Origin of the sequence: Streptomyces sp. NPDC001373, from assembly GCF_042895815.1 — a bacterium.
In the GTDB taxonomy this organism is placed as follows: domain Bacteria; phylum Actinomycetota; class Actinomycetes; order Streptomycetales; family Streptomycetaceae; genus Streptomyces.
In genome coordinates, this window is sequence record NZ_JBIAWQ010000022.1 from 35,557 (window position 1) to 53,405 (window position 17,849).

At 74.4% G+C, this 17,849-nt stretch carries 16 protein-coding genes; 3 read left to right on the top strand and 13 right to left on the bottom strand.

Features of this window, described 5'->3' with window-relative positions:
- Nucleotides 1–68 precede the first annotated feature (68 nt).
- The 7 genes from ACFY15_RS32110 to ACFY15_RS32140 form a co-directional block, all read right to left on the bottom strand.
- Nucleotides 69–1,316 carry a cytochrome P450 gene (locus tag ACFY15_RS32110; RefSeq protein ID WP_390826561.1) on the bottom strand — a complete coding sequence of 416 codons (1,248 nt, stop codon included), beginning with the start codon at nt 1,314–1,316 and terminating at the stop codon, nt 69–71.
- Nucleotides 1,317–1,367: 51 nt separating this feature from the next.
- Nucleotides 1,368–2,558 carry an acyl-CoA dehydrogenase family protein gene (locus tag ACFY15_RS32115; protein ID WP_390690608.1) on the bottom strand — a complete coding sequence of 397 codons (1,191 nt, stop codon included), beginning with the start codon at nt 2,556–2,558 and terminating at the stop codon, nt 1,368–1,370.
- An 11-nt stretch (nt 2,559–2,569) separates the two neighbouring features.
- The gene (locus tag ACFY15_RS32120; protein WP_390690609.1) at nt 2,570–4,870 is read right to left on the bottom strand and encodes an iron-containing redox enzyme family protein; all 2,301 of its coding nucleotides are present in this window, start codon (nt 4,868–4,870) and stop codon (nt 2,570–2,572) included.
- Nucleotides 4,867–5,919, bottom strand: a complete 1,053-nt coding sequence (locus tag ACFY15_RS32125) for a 3-oxoacyl-ACP synthase (RefSeq protein WP_390690610.1) — start codon at nt 5,917–5,919, stop codon at nt 4,867–4,869. Before ACFY15_RS32125 ends, ACFY15_RS32120 begins: the two co-directional genes overlap by 4 nt.
- Nucleotides 5,916–6,863, bottom strand: coding sequence for an isocitrate lyase/phosphoenolpyruvate mutase family protein (locus ACFY15_RS32130; RefSeq protein ID WP_390690611.1), 948 nt, complete (start codon nt 6,861–6,863; stop codon nt 5,916–5,918). The genes ACFY15_RS32125 and ACFY15_RS32130 overlap by 4 nt, the downstream gene beginning before the upstream one ends.
- Nucleotides 6,864–6,906: 43 nt before the next feature.
- Complete coding sequence (locus ACFY15_RS32135) at nt 6,907–7,746, bottom strand: thioesterase II family protein (protein WP_390690612.1); 840 nt, start codon at nt 7,744–7,746, stop codon at nt 6,907–6,909.
- A 75-nt stretch (nt 7,747–7,821) separates the two neighbouring features.
- Complete coding sequence (locus ACFY15_RS32140; protein ID WP_390690613.1) at nt 7,822–8,079, bottom strand: hypothetical protein; 258 nt, start codon at nt 8,077–8,079, stop codon at nt 7,822–7,824.
- A gap of 302 nt (nt 8,080–8,381) precedes the next feature.
- On the opposite strand from ACFY15_RS32140, the gene ACFY15_RS32145 reads away from it, so the two are divergent.
- Nucleotides 8,382–9,236: a LuxR C-terminal-related transcriptional regulator gene (locus ACFY15_RS32145; protein ID WP_390690614.1), complete on the top strand. Its 855-nt coding sequence runs from the start codon at nt 8,382–8,384 to the stop codon at nt 9,234–9,236.
- A 21-nt stretch (nt 9,237–9,257) separates the two neighbouring features.
- On the opposite strand, the gene ACFY15_RS32150 is transcribed toward ACFY15_RS32145, so the two are convergent.
- The gene (locus ACFY15_RS32150) at nt 9,258–9,905 is read right to left on the bottom strand and encodes a response regulator (RefSeq protein WP_390690615.1); all 648 of its coding nucleotides are present in this window, start codon (nt 9,903–9,905) and stop codon (nt 9,258–9,260) included.
- Nucleotides 9,896–11,164, bottom strand: coding sequence for a sensor histidine kinase (locus tag ACFY15_RS32155; protein WP_390690616.1), 1,269 nt, complete (start codon nt 11,162–11,164; stop codon nt 9,896–9,898). Before ACFY15_RS32155 ends, ACFY15_RS32150 begins: the two co-directional genes overlap by 10 nt.
- 148 nt (nt 11,165–11,312) lie before the next feature.
- Between ACFY15_RS32155 and ACFY15_RS32160 the strand changes: the two genes are divergently transcribed.
- Together ACFY15_RS32160 and ACFY15_RS32165 are read left to right on the top strand one after the other, a co-directional pair.
- Nucleotides 11,313–11,768: a hypothetical protein gene (locus ACFY15_RS32160; protein ID WP_390826562.1), complete on the top strand. Its 456-nt coding sequence runs from the start codon at nt 11,313–11,315 to the stop codon at nt 11,766–11,768.
- Nucleotides 11,769–11,795: 27 nt separating this feature from the next.
- A complete protein-coding gene (locus ACFY15_RS32165) occupies nt 11,796–12,410 on the top strand; it encodes a DinB family protein (RefSeq protein WP_390826563.1) in 615 nt (204 codons plus the stop codon).
- Nucleotides 12,411–12,470: 60 nt separating this feature from the next.
- Here ACFY15_RS32165 and ACFY15_RS32170 read toward each other — a convergent pair whose 3' ends face one another.
- The 4 genes from ACFY15_RS32170 to gdhA all read right to left on the bottom strand — a co-directional run bounded on the left by ACFY15_RS32170 (nt 12,471) and on the right by gdhA (nt 17,714).
- A complete protein-coding gene (locus ACFY15_RS32170; protein WP_390690631.1) occupies nt 12,471–13,388 on the bottom strand; it encodes a DMT family transporter in 918 nt (305 codons plus the stop codon).
- A 482-nt stretch (nt 13,389–13,870) separates the two neighbouring features.
- Nucleotides 13,871–14,650, bottom strand: a complete 780-nt coding sequence (locus ACFY15_RS32175) for a thioesterase II family protein (RefSeq protein ID WP_390690632.1) — start codon at nt 14,648–14,650, stop codon at nt 13,871–13,873.
- A complete protein-coding gene (locus ACFY15_RS32180) occupies nt 14,647–16,002 on the bottom strand; it encodes an AMP-binding protein (RefSeq protein ID WP_390826564.1) in 1,356 nt (451 codons plus the stop codon). Before ACFY15_RS32180 ends, ACFY15_RS32175 begins: the two co-directional genes overlap by 4 nt.
- A 362-nt stretch (nt 16,003–16,364) precedes the next feature.
- A complete protein-coding gene (gdhA, locus tag ACFY15_RS32185) occupies nt 16,365–17,714 on the bottom strand; it encodes an NADP-specific glutamate dehydrogenase (RefSeq protein ID WP_390826565.1) in 1,350 nt (449 codons plus the stop codon).
- Nucleotides 17,715–17,849: the final 135 nt, after the last annotated feature.

Sequence of the window (17,849 nt, forward strand, 5' to 3'; positions counted from 1 at the left end):
GGCATGGGGGTGGGTGACCCCCGGCCTGATCGCGGTTGCGGGGGCTGCGTCCTGGACGTTCTCGCGCGCTAGAGGAGCGGGATCCGGGCGTTCGCCAGAGGGCGGTAGGCGGGGGTCGCTGTGGTGCTCCAGCCTGCCCTGCGGAGCCCGTCCACCACGGCGGTGGCAAGGGCTGCGGCCAGCTCCCCGCCCGGGCAGCGGTGGGCTCCCGCACCGAAGGTGAACACGGTCGGATTCACCCTTCCGGGTGACAGCGTGTGGGGGTCCGGGTTGACGGCGGGGTCGCGGTTGGCGGCGGCGAGGAGAACGAGGACCTGCTGCCCGGGCTCCACGGTGGAACCCGCGTGGGTGAACGCCCCGGCGGCGAAGCGGCGGGTGTTCTGGATCGGCGCGTCATGGCGGACCACCTCGCGCACGAGCGCCCCGGTGTCGGGGACCCCGGCGCCCCGGGCGAGGGCGACGAGGGTGTTCCCGATGAGGCCGGCGGTGGCGTCGTAGGTCTGCGAGAGGAAGCCGACGGCGTTGGAGAGCAGCGGCCCCGCGTGTTCCCAGCCGGCCCGCTCGGCGGCCGCGACCAGCTCGCGCAGCAGGCCGTCCGCCCGGCCGGCGGGGTACGCGCAGCCACCCGCCGGAGCGGGCGCCCCGACGGAGGCTGCGCCCTCCCGGCCGCTCCGGGCCCCGGGCAGCGCCCCGGCGGCGGACCCCTCATCGGTGGCGGACGCGGCGGCCAGGGGCGGGCCCAGGAGTTCGCGCAGGCGGGCGGCGGCCGTCGCGGCCGCCCGGTGGTCGTCCTCCGTCGCGGAAGCGGGGATGCAGCGGACGAAGTCGGCGATCGCCGCGGCCGCCTCGCGGTCGGCCCCGTCGGCCAGGCCGCTCAGCGCCGCGACGACCCGGGCCGGAACCCCGAACATCAGCTCCTCGTACGGGACTTCGCCGCCCCCGGCCAGCGCCTCGCGGGTGAAGCGGGCGGCCAGCGCGGCGGCCCGCCCGAGGTCGGCGCGGGCCAGGGCCTGCGCGACGACCCCCTTGAGGCGGACCGCCGCCGCCCCGTCCGTCATCCGTACGAGCTCGCCGAAGACCTCCCCGGCCGCCGTCCCCGCGATGCCCGCCGGAACGGGCTCCGCCACCGGCCGCACCCGCAGCGCGCCGGCGCCGAGCACCGCGCGCACCGCGGCCGCGTCGGCGGCCACCCACGCCCCGAGCGCCTCGTCGAAGGCGAAGGGGCGCTCGGCCACCAGGCGCGCGTAGAGGGGGTAGGGGTCCGCGAGGCGGACGGCCTCGACGGGGGTGGGGTCGACGGTGCTCGGGGCGTTCACTGCATCTCCTCGTTGAACGGTCTTACGGGTGGGGCGGGCCGTACGGGCCGGTCAGGCTGCGGCGCGTGCCGCCCTGCGCATGTCCAGGGAGCCCGCGATGGCCATGCGCAGGACCTCCGAGGTTCCCTCGTAGATGCGCAGCGAGCGGATCTGCCGGTACAGCCGCTCGGTGACGGAGTCGCGGACGATCCCCGCCGCGCCCAGCAGTTGCACCGCGCAGTCCACCACCTCCTGCGCGGCCTCGGTGGCGTGGACCTTGGCGATGTTGGAGTGCCGTGCGAAGCGGCGGCTGCCCCGGTCGGTCTCCCAGGCGGCCCGCGCCACCAGCAGCGAGGCCGCGTTCAGCTGCACCTCCATGTCGGCCAGCCGGGCCTTGACCAGCTGGAGGTCGAAGAGCACGGACCCGTACGCCTCCCGCGCCAGGACGTGCGCGAGGGCGGTGTCGAAGGCGCGCCGGGCGAAGCCGAGGGCGGCCGCGCCGACGGTCGTGCGGAACCGCTCCAGCAGGTCCACGGCGACCACGAACCCCTTCCCCGGCCGCCCGAGCACCGCGTCGGCCGGCAGCCGGCAGTCCTCGAAGGCGAGGTGGGCGAAGGAGCGCGGGGCGATGGCGTCGATCCGCTCGACCCGCAGCCCGGGCGTGGCGGCCGGCACCAGGAATGCCGACAGGCCCAGCGGTCCCGGGCCCTCCCCCGTACGGGCGATGACCACGAACACGTCCGCGATGGTGCCGTTCGCGATCCACGCCTTGCGGCCCTTCAGCGTGTACGAGCCGTCCCGCTCGCGCACCGCCTCCAGCCCGACCGACGCCAGGTCGGACCCGGCCTCCTTCTCGGAGACCGCGAACGCCCCGATCAGGGTGCCCGCGGCCATCCCGGGCAGGTAGCGGCGGCGCTGCGCCTCGCTGCCGAAGCGCAGCAGCGGGGTCGCGGCCAGCGCCTGGACGGAGAAGGCGAAGTCGGCCAGGTCCTCGGCGTAGGCGAGGGCCTCGCGGCGCAGGCACACCGCCCGGAAGTCGTCCACCGGGACGCCCCGCGGGTCCAGTTCGGTGAGCCAGCCCGCCGCGCCGAGGGCGCGCACGAGACGGCGTCCGGCGGCGTCGGGGCCGAGGGCGCGGGCCTCCTCCCACAGGACGCGGTTGCTGTCGCACCAGGCGCCGGCCGCCGCGGCGAGGCGGCGGTGGGAGTCCTCGTAGAAGGGGAGGGCGAGCACCTCGGGGTCGAAGCTCGTGGTCGGTTCCATGCTCCGGCTCCTCAGATGACCAGCTCGGCGGGGGCGCCGGCCGCCTCGGCCCCGGCGGCGCGGACCCGTTTGACCAGGGCGTGTTCGATGAAGAAGGCGAAGGAGGCGTAGCCGCGCCAGATCCGCCGCCAGGCGCGCTGGACGGCCTCCTCGCCGGAGAGGTGGCGGACCTCGTCGAGATGGGCGACGACGATGTCGGCGGACTGGCGGGCGTGGCCCGCCGAGAAGTTGTCGATGGACAGGTGGGCCTCTTCGTAGGAGACGTCGAGGCCGTGCCGGCGCAGCTTCTGGATCTCGTGCATCCGCATCGCGCCGAGGCCGAACATCTCGATGCCCAGGTTGTAGCCGAGGATCTCGTCGTAGAGGGTGTCGGGGAAGAGCGACAGACAGAGCTGGTGGACGGAGAAGCCGTACAGGTGGTCCGGCAGGTCGCCCTGGTGCAGGAAGGCCTCCTGCCGGATGTGCGGAAGGTCCATGTCCATGCTGGCCAGGACCTTGTGGATGATCGTGATGTGGTTCTTGGCCATGTCCCCGCGGCCCATCTCGTCCGCGTAGATGGAGAAGAGCATGTCGTCGCTGCGCCGGCCGCGGCGGCCGAGGTTGCCGACGCGGTGGGCCCAGGTGCCGTCGATGAGGCTGCCCAGGGCGTACGTGGACTGCTCGAAGACCACCTCGTCGCGTGAGGGGATCTCGGTGAGCGGCTCGTACGGGTCCACGAGCTTGTCCCAGTAGATCCGTTCGACCCGTTCCAGCAGGGCCTCGGGGGTGTACGGGAACCAGGAGGCGTCGGTGAGCAGGCCCTCGGCCCCGTGCTCGAAGAGGATCTCGGCCTCGGCGAGGCCGGCCTCGGCGCGGGCGCGGGCGAGCGGCAGCACGTTGGGGTGGTGTTCGAAGTTGACGAGCCGGTGGAAGAACCGGCGGTGGTCCTCGGGGCCTTCGGGCTCGCGCACCAGGATGTCGGCGGGGTCGGCGGCGAGCCGCGCGCTCCAGGCGCGGGCGGGCGCGTCCCCGGCGGTGGCGGGGGCGAGGTCGGCCCCGGCGGGCTCGCCGTCGGCGATGGCGCGGGCCCAGTCGGTGAGGACGGCGGCCTCGCGCTCGTCGAAGATGCCGAACATGGGTCCGCCGAACTTGACGGCCTTCAGGAAGCGGCAGGGACCGCCGTCGCGGGCGGGCCGCAGCTGGCGGGAGGCCCGCAGTTCGCGGACGAAGGCGGCGGCGTCGAGGTCGCCGGTGTCGAGCCAGTCGGTGAGCGCCCGGGTGCCCAGGCGTACGGCGGAGTGCTGGCGGCCGGCGTGCGGGGCGTGCCGTTCGACGATCCGGGCGACCTTCGCGTCCAGCGACAGCCCGTCGTACCAGGCGGCGAGCTCGGCTAGGGCGGCGGTGTGCTCGCGCTCCAGGCGCAGCAGGAGGCGTACGGCGGCCAGCGCGCGGCGGCGGTCGTCGGGGCCGGTCGGGGAGTCCTCGGTGAAGGCGAGGTAGGCGGCGAGCACGGGCCGTACGTCGCTCTCGGCGAGCATCGGCTCGGTGCCGAGGAGGAGTTCGTCGAGGCCGAGGGCGTGGGCGGCGTAGTGGACGCCGACGACCTCGGGGAGGAAGGAGGCGGGCAGCCGGGACAGGGCCAGGTGGAAGGCGCCGTGCAGGGCGGTGAGCGGGCGGGCGCCGGCCTCGTCGAGGAAGGAGGCGGCCTCCACGCCGGGGAGGTAAACGCCGTGGCCGATGAGGGCCCGGCGGCGGCGGCCGAGCAGGCCGGCCTCGGAGGTGCCCTCGCCCTGGAGCAGCCAGTGCTGGCCGAAGAGGCGGCCGACGATCTCGGCGGGCTGGGTGGCGGCCTGGGAGAGGGTGTCGAGCCAGCAGCCGCCGGTCAGGGCGAGGGGGGCCCGCTGGCGCAGGACGGCGGTGCGGACCTCGGGGTCGGGGTGGGTGCGCAGCGGGGCGAGGACGGCGGCGAACTCGGCGCGGGCGGCCAGGACGTGGGCGGCGACGGCGTCCGCGTCGGCGTCGGCGTCGGGTCCGAGGGCGTCGGACCCGGCGGCCGGGGCCTCGGCCTCGTCGGGCGGGGTCAGGAAGGCGGCGAGGACGCGGCGGGCCGCGAGGAGGACGGCCTCGCTCTCCTGGTCGGCGATCAGGCGCCGGAAGAGCCCGGCGGGCGGCCCGGCGGTGATCCGGGCGGCTTCGGCCGCGCCTTCCGGGGAGGCCTCGAAGGGGCCGGAGGGCAGGGAGGTGGTGAGGTCGGGGAGGGTGAAGGCGGGCGCGTAGAAGCTGCGCGCCATGTCGAGGGAGGTCTCCTCGTCGGGGGTGGGGTGCGCGCTCATGCCAGGGATCCTTCGGGTGCGGCTGCGGGTGCGTCGGCGTCGGCGTCGGCCGGGTCTTCGGGGGTGCGCGCGGCCGTCGGCAGCGCGCGGAGCAGGACGGCTATGCGTACGCCCGGGACGCTGGACGCCAGCAGGTAGTGGCCGTGGGGCTTGAGGGCCCCGTCCCGCGCCCGGTCGACGAGGTTGATCAGCGGGTCGGCGGCGAAGCAGTGGCCCAGGCGCGGGATGTTGTCGAGGAAGAGCTGCTCGCGGGTGAAGCCGGCCTGGCGTTCCTTGAGGACGACGAGGGGCTTGTAGAGGTTGGCGTGGAGCACGCCCTGGATGTCGCCGATCTTCATGCCGGCCGCGTCGAGGATCTGCCGGTTGACCTCTCGGGCCAGGTCGGAGCTGATCTCGTTGGACCAGTCGAGTCCGGCCGGGTCCTGGGCCCCGGCGCCCGCGACGACCTCGTAGGCGTGGGGGCCGAGCGGGTCGGCGCTGACCAGGCAGGAGGCGGCGCCGTCGCTGAAGAGGGCGAAGTTCTCCATGCGGGCGGACTCGTCGGTGATCCGGTCGGCGGTGACGACCATGACCGTGCGGTGCATGCCGGAGGCCACGTACGCCTGTGCGGTGCGGATCCCGGCGAGGAGGTTGGCGCAGCGGCCGAGGGTGAGGCCGGTGAAGGCGGCGGCGCCGAGGCCGGTGGCGGCCATCACGTTCTCGACGAAGGCGCCGTGGGTGCGCGGGCCGCCGGGGAAGCGGGTGGAGCACAGGAGGAGGCAGTCCACGTCGGCCGGGGCGGCGCCCGCGCCGTCGAGGGTGGCGCGGGCGGTCTCGGCGGCGAGGGTCTCCAGGGACTTGGCCGTGCGGTACACCGAGCCCCAGCCCCACAGGTCGGCGCGGGGCGGCATGCCGAACCGGCGGGCGCGTTCGCGCAGGCCCTCGACCGTGGTGTGGTCGCAGCGGAGCTCGCCGAGGACGTAGTGGGGCGCGGACAGGTGGACGGCGGCGGGGGCCTGTCGGGCCCCCGGGCCGGCGGGCGCGGTGGGTGTCGCGTACGGAAGGCTCACGGTGCCGGATCGCTCTCTCGGTCGGCGGCGGACGGGGCGTTCGGGGCGGGGGCGGCGGACACGGTGGCGGCGGACCCGGGCACGGTGGCGGCTGCCGGGGCCGCCAGGAGCGCGTTGGCCTCGGCGTACGGGAGGGCGTCCGCACCGAAGCCGAAGGTGCCCGGCCCGGTGATCTCGCGGGCGGCGCGGGTGAGGGCGCCGAGCGCGGCACGGGACAGGGCGGAGCCGGTGCTGACGCGGCGTACGCCGAGGGCGCCGAGTTCGGCGACGGAGAGCTTCAGGGCGCCGGTCATCAGGACGTTGACGGGCCGGGAGACGGCGGCGCAGACGGCGCGGACCGACTCGGCGTCGGGCAGCGCCGGCGCGTAGAGCACGTCGGCGCCGGCGGCCTCGTACGCCCGGAGGCGGCGGATGGTGTCGTCGAGGTCGGGCCGGCCCAGGAAGAAGTTCTCGGCGCGGGCGGTGACGGTGAAGGGGAAGCCGAGCCCCTTGGCCGCCTCGACGGCGGCGGCGACCCGCTCGACGGCCTCGCCGAGCGGACGCAGCGGGTCCTCGTCGCGGCCGGTGGCGTCCTCGACGGAGCCTCCGGACAGGCCTGCCTCGGCGGCGAGGCGGATGGTCTCGGCGACGTCCTCGGGGCGCTCGCCGAAGCCGCTCTCCAGGTCGGCCGTGACGGGCAGTCCGGTGGCGTCCACGATGGCGGTGGCGTTGGCGAGGAGCTCCTCGCGGGTCAGCCGGTTGGCGCCGTCGGGGCGGCCGAGGCTGTGGGCGAGGCCCGCCCCGGTGGTGGCGAGGGCGGCGAAGCCGAAGGAGGCCAGGATGCGGGCGCTGCCGGCGTCCCAGGGGTTGGGGACGACGAAGGGGCCGGGGCCGGTGTGCAGGTCCCGGAAGGCCTCCCCGCGCCGGAGTCGGGCGGCGGGGTCGGTGCTGGGGCTGTGGGTCATGAGGGGTCCTCGCTGGGGGTGCCGTCGTACGTCGGGCGGGCCGTCAGATCAGCTCAACGTACTCATCACCGCGGGCGGTTGATCCCGAAGCCACCGGCTTCGTCACCTTCGCGGCCGCCGCTGCCGTACGGGCCAGGGAGCGCAGCAGGGAGGTGGCGGCGTCCGGCCTGTCCTCGAAGTAGAAGTGGCCGCCGACCGCCCAGTGGCGCCGGGGCGGGGCGGCGCATTCGCGGGACCAGGGGTCGAGCGCGGCGGGGCCGACGTGCGGGTCGTCCGTGCCGTTGAGCAGGGTGACCGGGACGCTCAGCGGGGGGCCCGGGCGGTAGCGGTGGGCGGCGACCATGCGGAAGTCGGCCTTCAGGTGCGGCAGGAGGAGTTCCTGTACGGCCTCGTCGCGCATCACCTCGGGCGGCAGACCGCCGAAGAAGCCGACGGCCTCCGTGAAGGCGCGGCCTTCCAGGCGGGCCGTCTCGACGACGCGGGGGGTGGGCAGCAGGGAGGGGGCCGCGCATCCGGAGGCGACGAGACCGGCGAAGCCGCGCAGGCCGTCCAGGCGGCGGGCCACCTCGAAGGCCAGGGCCGCGCCGAAGCTGTGGCCGAAGAGGAGGAAGGGGCGACGGCCGGTGGTGTCGTCGGCGAGGGCGATGGCGGCCGCGGCGCCGTCGGCGAGGGCGGGGAGGGAGGCGAGGGCCGGCTCGCGGAAGCGGTGGCCGCGGCCGGGCGGGCAGACGGCGGCGATCAGCGCGTCGCCCTCCAGTGCCGGCTGCCACCCGAGGAAGGTCCGGGGGTTCCCGCCGGCGTGCGGGAAGCAGTAGACGCGGACGGCGGCGGGGGCGGGGCCTGCGGCGGTCTCGGAGGTCAGGAACCAGGGGGAGGCAACCACGAGGATCAGCCATTCCTTTGCCGGTCGGTCAGTGGCGGGAGGTGATGCAGTGCAGGACGGGGCGTCGGTGGGCGATCAGTTCCAGCCAACGTCGTCGGTGGAGGTGGGGGTGGGCGCCGGGGTGGTCGCGGGCTGCGGGTTGTTCCAGCCGACGTCGCCCGCCTCACCGTTCTCACCGGCGGCGACGTGCGGGTTCACGAGGTTCCAGCCGACGTCGCCGGAGCGCAGGTGGCTGACGGAACCCGCGGGGGAGACGTCCTGGGCGGCGTGGGTGGCGAAACCGGCGACCGCCGTTCCGAGTCCGAGGGCCACGCCCGCCGTCGCGAGAACCACGCGTCCGCGGATTCCCGAAACACGGTTGGCCGGACGAGTCACCATGCGGTTCTTCCCCATTTTGCCCAGTCCCCTCGAGTCGTTTCGTGTTCGGACATTCCAGGAACGCCAAACCGAGGCGGTATCCGGGTGGTCCTGATCTCCGGTGCGCCTTCTCGGTGTTCGTTCCTGCGGTGAGACCAAATCTCCCCTGCCCGCTCGAGAGGAACTAGACCTACGATGGCTCCGGTTTACGCATTGCGGGAACCCACGGGGTCTCAACCGATGCAAACAGCTCCATACCGGACAGACAGGGGTGGGTAGTGGACGTAGTCAAATACGTCAAAACCGCACAGAGCGGTGCACCTGCGGAGCTGTGCACGGCCGCGGCGGGGGAACCGCAGGCCTTCTTGCGGGAACTCGCAACGCACCTGGGCCTTCTGGCACAGGAGGCCGCCCAGCAGGCGGCCCGACCGGCCGCGGCGGCGGCCGTCGAGGCGCCGGCCGAGGAGGTCGTCGGCCCCGGCGTGCGGTATCTGCACGGCCTGGGCAGCATCTCGACGGCGATCAACGAGGCCCTGGGGGCGGTCCGGCGGGACATCCTCACCGCCCAGCCCGACGGGGCGCGGCCCAGTGCGGTACTGAAGGACGCGCTGGAATCCGTACGCCGGCAAATCTCGGCGGGGGTCGCGATGCGGACCCTGTATCAGCACACCACGAGATTCGACGAGGCGACGAAGGAATATGTCCGCGCCGTAACGGAATATGGCGCTCAAGTACGGACGCTCGAAGAATTCTTCGACCGTTTGATCATCGTGGACGACGTCGCCTTCATTTCGGCGAACGAGGACCGTACCACGGCGATCTCGATTACCGAACCGACTATCGTACGATTTCTCCGCGACACGTTCGACAAGGCCTGGGACCGGGCGAAGCCCTTTCCCTTCGTCCCCCTCCACGCCGCGAGGGCGGCCGACGAGGTCGTCCCGGCGATCCGGGAGTCGATCAGCCGCCTGCTGGTGGAAGGGTACTCGGACAAGGCCATCGCGCGCCGCATAGGGATCAGCGAGCGTTCCCTCCAGGCCCATATCGCGGCCATCAAGCAGGAACTCGGCGCGCACAACCGATTACAGCTCGGCTACCTCCTGGGGCGCAACGAGGCGACGTACGTGGTGTGACGGGGGGACGCGGGGCGAACGCTACTGCCGGTTGAGGTAGGCGAGGACCGCGCGGACGCGGCGGTTGGTGTCGTCGTCGTCCGTGATGCCGAGTTTGCCGAACAGGGAGGTCGTGTACTTGCTGATCGCGCCCTCGCTGAGGAACAGGCGGCGGGCGATGGCGTGGTTGGACAGGCCCTCCGCCATCAGGGCCAGTACGGAGCGCTCGCGTTCGGAGATACGCTCCAGCCCGCGCTCGGGGGCGCTGCCCGACAGCAGCTTGGCGATGACCGCCGGGTCCATGGCGGTGCCGCCCGCCGCGACCCGCTCCAGGGAGCCGACGAACTGGTCCGCGTCGAACACGCTCTCCTTGAGCAGGTAGCCGACGCCGCCGGTGCCGTCGGCCAGCAGTTCGCGGGCGTAGAGCTGTTCGACGTGCTGGGAGAGGATCAGGACGGGCAGCCCGGGGATCTCGGCGCGGGCGGTGAGGGCCGCGCGCAGGCCCTCGTCCGACTGCGTCGGGGGCATGCGGACGTCGACGACGGACACGTCCGGGCGGTGGGTCCGCAGGACGTCGAGGGTCTCGGGCCCGGTGGCGGCCGTGGCCACCACCTCGTGCCCGAACGCCTCGATCAGGCGGACCATCCCGTCACGCAGGAGGTACAGGTCTTCGGCTACGGCTATGCGCATGGCACGGCCATCCTGACACGGGTCGGGCCACCAGGGGGACTGGTGAGCGCCAACGTGCCGTCGAAGACGGCGAGACGGCGTCGCAGGCCGGCGAGCCCGCCGCCGGGCCGGGCGTCGGCCCCGCCCCGGCCGTCGTCCTCGACCTCCACGACGATGCCGGTCTCGTCCCGTACGAGGGAGACGTGCGCCCGGTTCGCCCCGGCGTGCTTGGCCGCGTTGGTGAGGAGCTCGGCGACGCCGAAGTAGAGCGCGGACTCGATGGGCGGGTCCAGGCGCAGCGGGCCGTCGGCCCTGACGGTCACGTCGAGGGGGACGTCCAGCGCGAGCGCGCGCACGGCGTCGACGAGACCGCGCTCGCTGAGGACCGGCGGGCTGATCCCCCGGATGAGCTCGCGGAGTTCGGTCAGCGAGGCGGCGGCGCCGGCCCGCGCCTCCCGCATCAGCGCCCTGGCCTGCTCGGGGTCCCGGTCCATCAGCGCCTCGGCGGTGGCCAGGGAGAGACCGAGCGCGACGAGCCGGGCCTGCGCGCCGTCGTGGAGGTCCCGCTCGATGCGGCGGATCTCGGCGGCCTGCGCGACGGTGGCGTCGGCGCGCTGGACGGTCAGCTCGTCCACCCGCTCGGCGAGCCGCATCGCGGAGGAGGGGCCGAGGAAGCGGACGGCGACCCGGTGCAGGGACCGCCAGGCGTACGGGGCGAGGCCGACGGCCACCGCCAGCGCGCCGGCCCCGGTCAGGCGGGCGGCTGCCCCGGCCCCGGCCGGCCCGACGCCGGCCAGCCCGAGCACCGCCACGGCGAGCGCGGCCGGCGGGACGGCGGCCACCAGCCCGGCGGTGAAGGGCGCGATGACGGCGAACCGCAGGTCGCGCCAGGTGGCGGGGTCGCTCCACCACAGCCGCATCCGCTGGTCCATGACGGCGTCGCGGCGGGTGCGTTCGTAGCTGAAGCCGTTCCACCAGTACCCGGTGGACAGCTGCATCACCGGCCCTGCCTCCCGGTACCCGCCGGGTATCGCGGTACCGGTCCACCGCGCGACGAGGGCCCGCACGGCCCGGCAGACGCCCTGCGCCAGGGCGAGGGTGCCCGCGCACACGATGACGGCGGGCCCGATCCACGACCACGGGCGCTCCGCCCCGCACAAGACCGCCAGCCCCACGGCGGCGGCCCACACCAGGGGGACCGGCATGCAGACGACGGCGGCGACCCCGGCCCGCCAGAACCCGACCACGGCCCGCGCCACCCAGGAACCCGTACGTCCCATGTCTCCCCCTCGTTCTCGGTCCACTCCCCCACTGTGCGGGGTCCGGTGCCCGCAACACGCCGGCTGAGGAGGGGAGTGGGGCTGGACCCACCCCCCTGTGGGGCCAGGCCGATACCGTGCCGAGCGGCCGCTCCGTAGCGTCATGACCATGGAAACCAACACGAACGAGACGGCGGCCACCGCCACCGCGGCCCTCCTCGACTCCCCGGCCGCCCAGGCCGCCTTCACCACGACGCGGACCGCCGTCAAGGTCTACGGCACCCTCACCACCGCCGCCTTCCTCGCGGTCGTCGCGGTGGCGAGTACGGGCCACATGGTGAACCCGTTCATGTGGACCCGTGCGGTCCTGCTCCCCTTCATCGCGGTGCTCCTCCACCGCCTGGCCCTCTCCACCGCCGGCGGCTCCCGCCGCGCCTACGACCGCCTGCGCACCATCACGGTCGTCTTCCCGGTCGCGGTCATCGGCGTCGACCTGATCCCGGGCGTCTGCCCGTGGTGGTACGCGGCGATGCAGACGCTCTGCGTCCTCCCGGCCCTCCGCATCGCCCTCACGACGCGCGACGCGGCCCTGCGCACGGCCTTCCCGAAGCCGAAGTCCCGTTGAGCGGGGGCCGGATGGGAGACTGCCGGCATGAGCGAACCGAATCCCAAGGCAGAGCTGCTCCGTTACCTGCAAGAGGGGCGGGACGCGCTGGTGTGGAAGCTGGAAGGGCTGTCGGACTACGACATCCGCCGCCCGCTGACCCCCACGGGGACGAACCTGCTGGGGCTGGTCAAGCACCTCGCCGGTGTGGAGCTGGGCTATTTCGGCGACACGTTCGGCCGCCCGTTCTTCAAGGATGAGGCGCCGAGCTGGTGGTACACGCAGGACGCGGAACCCAACGCCGACATGTGGGCCACCGCCGAGGAGTCGCGTGAGGACATCGTCGGGCTGTACCGGCAGGCGTGGCAGCATTCCGACACCACGATCGCCTCGCTGGCGCTCGACGCGGTGGGACGCGTGCCGTGGTGGCCCGAGGAGCGGCGGGAGGTGACGCTGCATCACGCCCTGGTACGCGTGATCTCCGACACCCAGCGCCATGCGGGCCACGCCGACATCCTGCGCGAGTCCCTCGACGGATCCGCGGGCGAGTCGAAGGGCAGCAACAGCCTGCCGGCAGAGGACCGGGCCTGGTGGGAGAACCACCGCGGCCGCCTGGAGCGCGTGGCCCGCAGGTTCGGGGGACGACCCGGAACGCCCTCCTGATCGTCCTCCGTCGCAGGCACCGGCCCGGGCCCCCTCCGGCACCGCCCCGCCGGGACCCCGCTACTTCGCCGCCGCCGGCACCCGGGCCGCACCGCTCGGCCGCCTGCGGGAGACCGACACGCCGGCCAGGCAGATGGCGCCGCCCAGGAGGGTCAGCCAGCCCGGGATCTCGTCCAGGGCGAACCAGGCGATGAGGACGACGACCGCCGGGACCGCGTACGTCGTCGCGCCCATCTTGCCCGCCGTCGTGCGGGACAGGGCGTAGGTCCAGGTGGTGAAGGCGAGGGCGGTCGGGAAGAGGCCCAGGTAGACCATGTTGAGGGTGGCCGACAGGGGTGCCTCGGGGAGCTGCGTGAGGAGTTGGCCGGCGAAGGGGAGGGTGCAGGCCGTGCCCACGAAGCAGCCGTACGTGGTGACCTGGATCGGGTCCGCGTGCCGCAGGGCGGGCTTCTGCGAGACCACTCCGGCCCCGTAGGCGAGCGCGGCGACCAGGCAGAGCAGCACCCCGGTGAGGGAGGACGCACCGCCCTTGGAGGTGGACATGCCCACGACCACGGCTCCCGCGAAGGAGACCCCCATCCCGGCGAGCAGCATCGGCGGGAACCCCTCCTTCAGCAGCCAGCCGCTGAGCAGGGCGATGACGATCGGGCCGATGTTGACGACCATGGCGGCGGTGCCGGCGTCGACGCCCTGTTCGCCCCAGTTCAGCGTCACCATGTACAGCCCGAACCAGAGCACTCCGGATGCCAGGATCCCGGGCCAGGCCTGACGGGGCGGCAACGGCACCCGCTTGACCAGCAGGACGACACCCAACGCGACCGAGGCCGTCAGGAGGCGTCCCAGTGCGAGCGCGCCGGGGCCGTAGTGCTCGGCGGAGGCACGGATGGAGACGAATGCGGAGGCCCACAGCGCGACGGTGACGGAGGCCGCCAGGAGGGCGCGGTGATCGATGCCGGAGTCGCCAGGCGATTGGTCCATGCGCGTCAATGTATTGATGGGTATCGGCCTTGCCTACAGCATTTCCCGCGCAATAAGGCCATGTCAGAGCGCTGTCAGCAGGGCGCACAGGCGTTCGGCGTGGGCCTTGGGGTGGCTGGTGTTGCCGTTGTGGCCGCCGGGGAACGTACGTATCTCCTCGCCCACCAGGTCCGCCAGCGCGACGGCGCTTGGGACGGGTGGATGGAATCGAACTGTTCCTGCTGGCCGAGCCCTGATGAAGCTCGGTGAGGAAACCCTGCCCGAACCCCCCGGTGGATCGGGGCAGTAAGCGGGCGGCACCCGTTCCGTCGTCATCGTGGCCGGGGACATCGCCGCGCACCCGGACACCACCGTCGGCGAGACGGCTGCCGGAGGTAACGGAGGCGCTGGCCCGGCACCTCGCGGTGCGGGGCGAGCAGCCGGGCTGAGCCGCCCCCGGGCCGTGCCGGGCCACCGCCGTGCCCGGGCCACCCCCTTCGCCGTCACACCGCGGCGGCGAAGGCCTTCAGGTCGTCGGCGATCGCGCGGGCCACGGCCTCGTGCTGCGCGACCAGGTAGAAGTGCCCGCCGGGGAAGCCCCGGAAGGTGAAGGCCGCCTCCGTCAGCTCGCGCCAGCCCATCGCCTCGGCCTCGCTCGTCCGCGGGTCGGACTCCCCGCAGAGCACGCTGACCGGGGTGCGCAGCGGCGGCCCGGGCTCGTGGCGGTAGGTCCCGACGGCCCGGTAGTCGCTGCGCAGCGCCGGGAGGATCATCTCCCGCAGCTCCGGGTCGGCCAGCAGCCCCGCGTCGGTGCCGGACAGTGCCTGGACGTGGGCGAGCAGGGCGTCGTCGTCCCGGGTGTGGAAGTCGTCGTGCCGGGGCACCAGCGGGGAGCGGCGGCCGGAGAGGATCAGGCCGCGCGGGCCCTCGCCGGACGCCTCCAGGCGGCGCGCCAGTTCGTACGCGAGGACCGCGCCCATGCTGTGCCCGAACAGCACCAGGGGCCGTCCCCGCCAGGGTTCCAGGGCCCGTTCCACCCCGCCGACGAGCCCGGCGACGGTGTCGGGGCCCGGCTCGCCCAGCCGCTCCTGGCGGCCGGGGTACTGGGCGGTGAGGACCTCGGCGTGCGCGGCGAGGTCGCGGGAGAGCGGGAAGTAGAACGAGGCGTTGCCGCCGGCGTGCGGGAGGACGACGAGGACCGGGGCCGTGCCGGAGGGGCGGGCCGGCGGGTGGAAGCGGCGGATCCAGGGGGCACCGGCGGTGGCGGCGCTGCCGGTGTTCACCGGTCGGTCCCGTGCGGGGGGTCCGTCAGCAGGAGCTTCTTCTGCGGTTTGCCCATCGCGTTGCGCGGGATGGACCCGACGAAGCGGACCTCGCGCGGGCGCTTGTGGACCGACAGGTGCGCGGCCACGAAGTCGGTCAGCTCGCCGCCCGTGACCCCCTCGGCGACGACGAAGGCCACGATCCGCTGCCCGAGGTCCGCGTCGGGGACGCCGACGACGGCCGCCTCGCTCACCCGGGGGTGGTCGAGCAGGGCGTTCTCGATCTCGCCCGCGCCGATCCGGTAGCCGCCGGACTTGATCATGTCGATGGAGGCCCGGCCCACGATGCGGTGGACGCCGTCCTCGGGGTCGACGGCGGCGATGTCGCCCGTGCGGAACCAGCCGTCCTCGGTGTACGCGGCCGCCGTGGCCTCCGGGCGGCCCAGGTAGCCGGAGAACAGGGTCGGCCCGGTCAGCTGGAGTTCGCCGATCTCGGCGCCCGGCTCGGCGGCGATGCGCGTGCGGATGCCGGGGAGCGGGGTGCCGACGGTGCCGGGGCGAACCTCGCCGCCGGCGCGGCCGCTGACGGTGATCAGGGTCTCGGTCATCCCGTACCGCTCCACGGGGCGGTGGCCGGTGAGGCGCTCCAGGTCCCGGAAGACGGGGGCGGGGAGGGCGGCACTGCCGGAGACGAGGAGGCGGGCGCCGGACAGGGCCGCGGCGGCGGTGGGTTCGGCGGCGACGCGGGACCACACGGTCGGCACCCCGAAGTACAGGCTGCCGCCCGCGGCGGCGTACGCCTGCGGGGTCGGGCGGCCGGTGTGCACGAGGCGGCTCCCGGTGCGGAGGGCGCCGAGCACGCCGAGGACGAGGCCGTGCACGTGGAACAGCGGGAGCCCGTGCACGAGGGTGTCCTCGGCGGTCCACTGCCAGGCCGCGGCGAGCGCGTCGAGGTCGGCGGCGAGGGCGTCGGCGGTGAGGACCACGCCCTTCGGGGGGCCGGTGGTGCCGGAGGTGTAGAGGATGAGGGCGGGGTCCTGCGGGCCGGCCGTGCGGGGCGCGGTCGCGTCGGACCGGCGGGCGAAGTCGACGGTGGTCAGGGCGGCGCCGGAGTCGCGCAGGATGTGCTCGCGTTCGGCGGGTCCGGCGTCGGGGGGCAGCGGGACGAAGGGCACCCCGGCGAGCAGCCCGCCGACGGCGGCGGCGACGGTTTCGAGCGAGGCGGTCGCCGTGACGGCGAAGGCGGGGGCGCCGGCGATGTCGGCGGCCACGGCGCGGGCGGCGCCCAGCAGTTGCTCGTACGAGGCGGTACGGCCGGCTACGGCGACGGCGTCGGCGCGGTCGCCGTACGTGCCGTCTAGGGCGGTCAGCACGCGGTCACTCCCTGGGGCTGGTGGGAAGCCAGGGTACGCGGCCGGACCGGACCCACGACTGAGCGGGCCTGGTCCCGCCGGGGGCGGGGTGGACCCGCCGGGGGCGGGGTGGACCCGCCGGGGGCGGGGTGGACCCGCCGGGGGTAGGCCGCTGCGCGAAGCCACTCCCCCGCCTTCGTCCGGCCCGGCGACCGCCCCGGCACGGGTTCGCGGTCGGCCGTGCCGTGCGCGGTGGAGGCGGCCGGGGAGGCGGTGCCGTGCGCCCTTCAGCGGCCCGGCACCGGACCGCCGGGCCCGCGCACCGGTGTGGAGTACGGGTCGGGGAGGCGGGCCCGGGAAAGGGGCCGGGGGGAGGGACGGGGTCAGATCACGCCCTGGGCCAGCATCGCGTCCGCGACGCGTTCGAAGCCCGCGATGTTGGCGCCCGTCACGTAGTCGCCCGGGGCGTCGTAGCGGGCCGCCGTCTCGTGCGCGACGCGGTGGATCTCGCGCATGATGCCCGCCAGTTCGTCCTCCACCCGGTCGCGGGCCCATGCCGCGCGGCCCGCGTTCTGGGACATCTCCAGGGCGCTGACCGCCACGCCGCCCGCGTTGGCGGCCTTGCCCGGGCCGAAGGCGACGCCCGCGGCCTGGAAGAGGTGGACCGCCTCCGGGGTGGTGGGCATGTTGGCGCCCTCCGAGACGGCCTTGACGCCGTTGGCGATGAGCGTGCGGGCGTCCTCGGCCCCCAGTTCGTTCTGGGTCGCCGACGGGAAGGCCACGTCCGCCGGGACCTCCCAGACCCGGCCGCCGGGCACGAAGCGGGCCGAGGGGCCGCGGCGGGCGGCGTACTCGCTGACGCGGCCGCGCTCGACCTCCTTGACCTGGCGCAGGAGGGCGAGGTCGATGCCCTTGTCGTCGATGACGTAGCCCTGGGAGTCCGAGCAGGTCAGCGGGTTGGCGCCGAGCTGCTGGAGCTTCTCGACCGTGTAGAGGGCGACGTTGCCGGAGCCGGAGACCACGGCGGTGAGGCCGTCGAGGGAGATGCCCTTGACCGCCAGCATCTCGCTCGCGAACAGGACGCTGCCGTAGCCGGTGGCCTCCGGGCGGATCTCGGAGCCGCCCCAGCCCTGGCCCTTGCCGGTCAGGACGCCGGCCTCCCAGCGGTTGGTGATGCGCCGGTACTGGCCGAACAGGTAGCCGATCTCGCGGCCGCCGACACCGATGTCCCCGGCCGGGACGTCGGTGTGCTCGCCGATGTGGCGGTGCAGTTCGGTCATGAAGGACTGGCAGAAGCGCATGACCTCGGCGTCGGACCTGCCGCGCGGGTCGAAGTCGCTGCCGCCCTTGCCGCCGCCGATGCCCAGGCCGGTGAGGGCGTTCTTGAAGACCTGTTCGAAGCCGAGGAACTTCACCACGCCGATGTCCACCGACGGGTGGAAGCGCAGACCGCCCTTGTACGGGCCGAGCGCGCTGTTGAACTCCACCCGGTAGCCGCGGTTCACGTGGACCCGGCCGCGGTCGTCCGTCCACGGCACCCGGAAGATGATCTGCCGTTCGGGTTCCACGAGCCGCTCGACGAGGCCGGCCTCCGCGTACTCGGGGCGTGCCTCGAACACGGGGGCCAGGGTGTCCAGGACCTCACGTACGGCCTGGTGGAACTCGGGCTGGGCGGGGTTCCGGCGTTCGATGTCGGCCCTCAGTAGATCCAGCCTGTGCTTCGGGTCGGTCACGTCTGATTCCTCTCCGGCGTCACGGGCGGGCGTGCGGGCCCTGGCGGGAGGGTACCCGCCCGCCGGGGGCCTGAGGAGGTCCCGTCTCGCCTGCTGGGCCGGGAACTGCCGTCGTCACGGCCCGTGGCGCGTTCG

Coding starts and splice junctions, on each gene's coding strand:
- ACFY15_RS32115 (WP_390690608.1), bottom strand. CDS start 2,558: ATGGAACCGACCACGAGCTTCGACCCCGAGGTGCTCGCCCTCCCCTTC.
- ACFY15_RS32120 (WP_390690609.1), bottom strand. CDS start 4,870: ATGAGCGCGCACCCCACCCCCGACGAGGAGACCTCCCTCGACATGGCG.
- ACFY15_RS32130 (WP_390690611.1), bottom strand. CDS start 6,863: ATGACCCACAGCCCCAGCACCGACCCCGCCGCCCGACTCCGGCGCGGG.
- ACFY15_RS32150 (WP_390690615.1), bottom strand. CDS start 9,905: ATGCGCATAGCCGTAGCCGAAGACCTGTACCTCCTGCGTGACGGGATG.
- ACFY15_RS32155 (WP_390690616.1), bottom strand. CDS start 11,164: ATGGGACGTACGGGTTCCTGGGTGGCGCGGGCCGTGGTCGGGTTCTGG.
- ACFY15_RS32160 (WP_390826562.1), top strand. CDS start 11,313: ATGGAAACCAACACGAACGAGACGGCGGCCACCGCCACCGCGGCCCTC.
- ACFY15_RS32165 (WP_390826563.1), top strand. CDS start 11,796: ATGAGCGAACCGAATCCCAAGGCAGAGCTGCTCCGTTACCTGCAAGAG.
- ACFY15_RS32170 (WP_390690631.1), bottom strand. CDS start 13,388: ATGGACCAATCGCCTGGCGACTCCGGCATCGATCACCGCGCCCTCCTG.